Source organism: Mesorhizobium sp. M7A.F.Ca.US.005.03.2.1, from assembly GCF_003997795.1.
In the GTDB taxonomy this organism is placed as follows: Bacteria; Pseudomonadota; Alphaproteobacteria; order Rhizobiales; family Rhizobiaceae; genus Mesorhizobium; species Mesorhizobium ciceri.
Map to the genome: position 1 here is coordinate 1 of NZ_RZRP01000817.1, position 2,805 is coordinate 2,805.

Genomic DNA, 2,805 nt, shown 5'->3' on the forward strand with positions numbered 1-2,805 from the left:
TTCCTGGCGCTGGACACGCCGGCGACGCCTGCAACGCCTCGACGTCCTCAAGCAGCAACGGGCGCTGCTCGCCAGCCGCGATCAGCCGTGCCGCCGGCGTGTCCAGCGCCAGGAATGCGCGGTCGACTTCAGCGATGAGCCCCGCAATGCCGGCCTGGCGGGCGGCGTGGCGTGCCCACTCCAACGCCCTGCGCGCCGGCTTCGTCTTGAGGCGCCGCATCGCGATGCCGGCGACGGCCAGTTCGTGGGCGGCGCGCGAGGCCGGCGGAAGCGGTGCCGGGTCGAGCCCCGCCAGCACGTCTTCGGCCTCGTCGAGACGGCCGATCAATAGCAGGCGCCGCACCTTGAGGTGGCCGGCATGCGCTGCGTTCAGCCGGTCGCCACGCTTTTCCAGCGTCGCCCGCGCCGCATCTAAAGCCTTGGCCGGCCAGCCGAGATCCCGCGAGACCAGCGCGATCTCGGCCTCGGCAACGACGCATCTGGCACGCGCTACCGCCTCTTTCGGGCCGAAGCCGCGCGCGGCACGCCGCAGCAGCGCCTTGGCGCGATCGAGATCGCCGAGCTGCGCCATGGCAATGCCGCGCAGCGCCAGCGCCGGCGGGTCTTCGCGCAAGGCGACGCGATCCAGCGCGCCGAGCGGGTCGCCTCCGGCCAGTGCCAGCGCAGCCGCGGTGATCAGCGAATCCATTCAAATCCCGTCACACTTGTAACTCCCACCCTTGTGCGTCGCCGCCCTAACTTAAATCCGTACCGTCAACCGGCAAGCCGCATCGGCAACTATCGGCAACGCGCGGCACGCCAAGGGAGAACCGACAATGCCAACCGACACTCCTCTCCACCCGGCCGAAGGCACCGTGAGGATGCGCCACCCCTGCTGCGACGGGCCGGCTCCTGCAAATCCCGTCACACTTGTAACTCCCACCCTCCCGCTTCACCGCCCTATTCTGGCTGACAGCAAGCGACAACCGACTGGCAAAGGAGACGACCAATGACCAAGCACATCGCAATGAAGACCCCGCCCATCGTTTCGAGGCAGGACTGGGAAGCCGCCCGCGAACAGATGCTGGTGAAGGAAAAGGCAACACTGCGCGCCAAGGACGCATTGGCCGCCGAGCGCCGGCGCATGCCGTGGATGGAAGTCGACAAGGCCTATGTGTTCGAGGGACCGAACGGCAGAGCGAGCCTGCTCGATCTGTTCGAAGGCCGCCGCCAGCTGATCGTCTATCGCGCCTTCTTCGAGCCCGGCGTGCATGGCTGGCCCGATCACGCCTGCCGCGGCTGTTCGCTGGGCGCCGACCAGGTCGGCCACCTCGCCCATCTCAACGCCCGCAACACCACGCTTGCCTACGCTTCGCGTGCCCCGCAGGCCGACATTGCGCGGCTGAAGCAGCGGATGGGCTGGCAGATGCCCTGGTACACAATCACTGACAGTTTCGACAAGGACTTCGGTGTCGACGAATGGCACGGCCACAACGTCTTCATCCGTGACGGCGATCGTATCTTCCGCACCTACTTGATTAACAGCCGCGGCGACGAAGCGATGGGCACCGTCTGGAGCTATCTCGACGCGACGCCGCTCGGCCGCCAGGAAATCTGGGAGGATTCGCCCGAAGGCTATCCGCAGACTCCACTCTACTCCTGGTGGAACTGGCACGACAATTACGACGCCGGGGCCGACAAGAAATGGGAAGAAGTGTCTGCTGCCGGTGAGGCCGCATTCCGCGACAAGGGCGAGCAGTAACGGTTGTCCAGTCTGGGTTCCTCTCCCCACTCCGTGGAGAGAGGAACCTGTCGTGGCTGGCATGATCATCAAGGATCAAGGCGATGAGCGATATCCACACAGGTGCCGGCAGCACGATCCCAGAAGCCGCCACCCTCGGGCTGGCCGACTGGCTTTGCCTTGCCGCGGCACCGACCTTCGCCGTGATGGCGCTGCTCACCTGCATCTTCAGCGGCGATGCGGCCATGCAGTGCATGGGCACCGACGCCTCGCCCCTCACGGGCATGGCTGCGATGTATCTGCTGATGAGCGCCTTTCATCTGGCGCCCTGGCTGCGGGTGATCTCCGGCCGGCAGGCCCGCTAGGCCCTTGCAATTCTAGACACCCCACACATCGGAGAAGACAATGAGACTGGTCAGGCTGAGAGCGCCGGGCGGCTTGGGCAATCTCGACCTGGTCGAGGAAGATCCGCCCCAGCCAGGGCCGGGCGAGGTGCTGGTCAGGATCCGGGCCTGCGCGCTGAACATGCGCGACGACTTTGCCGTGCAAGGCAAGATGCCTCTCGCCGACGGCCGCGTTCCGCTCTCCGACGGCGCCGGCGAAGTGATTGCCCTCGGCGACGGTGTCGATGCACTCAGGCCCGGAGACAGCGTCGTCAGCGTCTTCTATCCCTGGTGGCTGGGCGGTGACATGACGCCCTGCACCCGGCGCGATATTCCGGGAGACAGTTTCGACGGCTTCGCCAGCGAGTATGTCTGCATGCCGGCGCACGCTTTCACCAGGGCACCGGCAGGCTATACGCATGTCGAGGCGGCGTCGCTCACCTGCACGGGCGTTACTGCCTGGCGCGGCCTGATTGTGTGCGGCAAGGTGAAGCCGGGCGACGCAGTGCTGGTCCTCGGTTCGGGCAGCGTATCGCTGTTCGCGCTGCAATTCGCCAAGGCCGCCGGCGCCCGGGTCATCGCCACCTCATCCGACGAGCAGAAGCTGGAAAGGCTCAAGCGCCTCGGAGCCGACGCCGTCATCAACTACAAGTCCGTCCCGGACTGGGGCCGCAAGGCCAAGGATCTGACGGGCGGGCGCGG

The 2,805-nt window shown here is 66.6% G+C and carries 3 protein-coding genes and 1 pseudogene; 3 read left to right on the forward strand and 1 reads right to left on the reverse strand.

The window, feature by feature from the left end:
• A pseudogene (locus EN991_RS30800) lies at positions 1–688 on the reverse strand (helix-turn-helix domain-containing protein); the annotation flags it as partial.
• Positions 689–988: 300 nt separating this feature from the next.
• Here EN991_RS30800 and EN991_RS30805 point away from each other — a divergent pair.
• The 3 genes from EN991_RS30805 to EN991_RS30815 all read left to right on the forward strand — a co-directional run.
• The gene (locus tag EN991_RS30805) at positions 989–1,741 is read left to right on the forward strand and encodes a thioredoxin family protein (protein ID WP_013530710.1); all 753 of its coding nucleotides are present in this window, start codon (positions 989–991) and stop codon (positions 1,739–1,741) included.
• Positions 1,742–1,824: 83 nt separating this feature from the next.
• Positions 1,825–2,085 carry a hypothetical protein gene (locus EN991_RS30810; RefSeq protein WP_024501661.1) on the forward strand — a complete coding sequence of 87 codons (261 nt, stop codon included), beginning with the start codon at positions 1,825–1,827 and terminating at the stop codon, positions 2,083–2,085.
• A 40-nt stretch (positions 2,086–2,125) separates the two neighbouring features.
• On the forward strand, positions 2,126–2,805 hold a 680-nt coding region (locus tag EN991_RS30815), incomplete at its 3' end, for an NAD(P)-dependent alcohol dehydrogenase (protein ID WP_164769486.1).

Coding starts and splice junctions, on each gene's coding strand:
- EN991_RS30805 (WP_013530710.1), top strand. CDS start 989: ATGACCAAGCACATCGCAATGAAGACCCCGCCCATCGTTTCGAGGCAG.
- EN991_RS30810 (WP_024501661.1), top strand. CDS start 1,825: ATGAGCGATATCCACACAGGTGCCGGCAGCACGATCCCAGAAGCCGCC.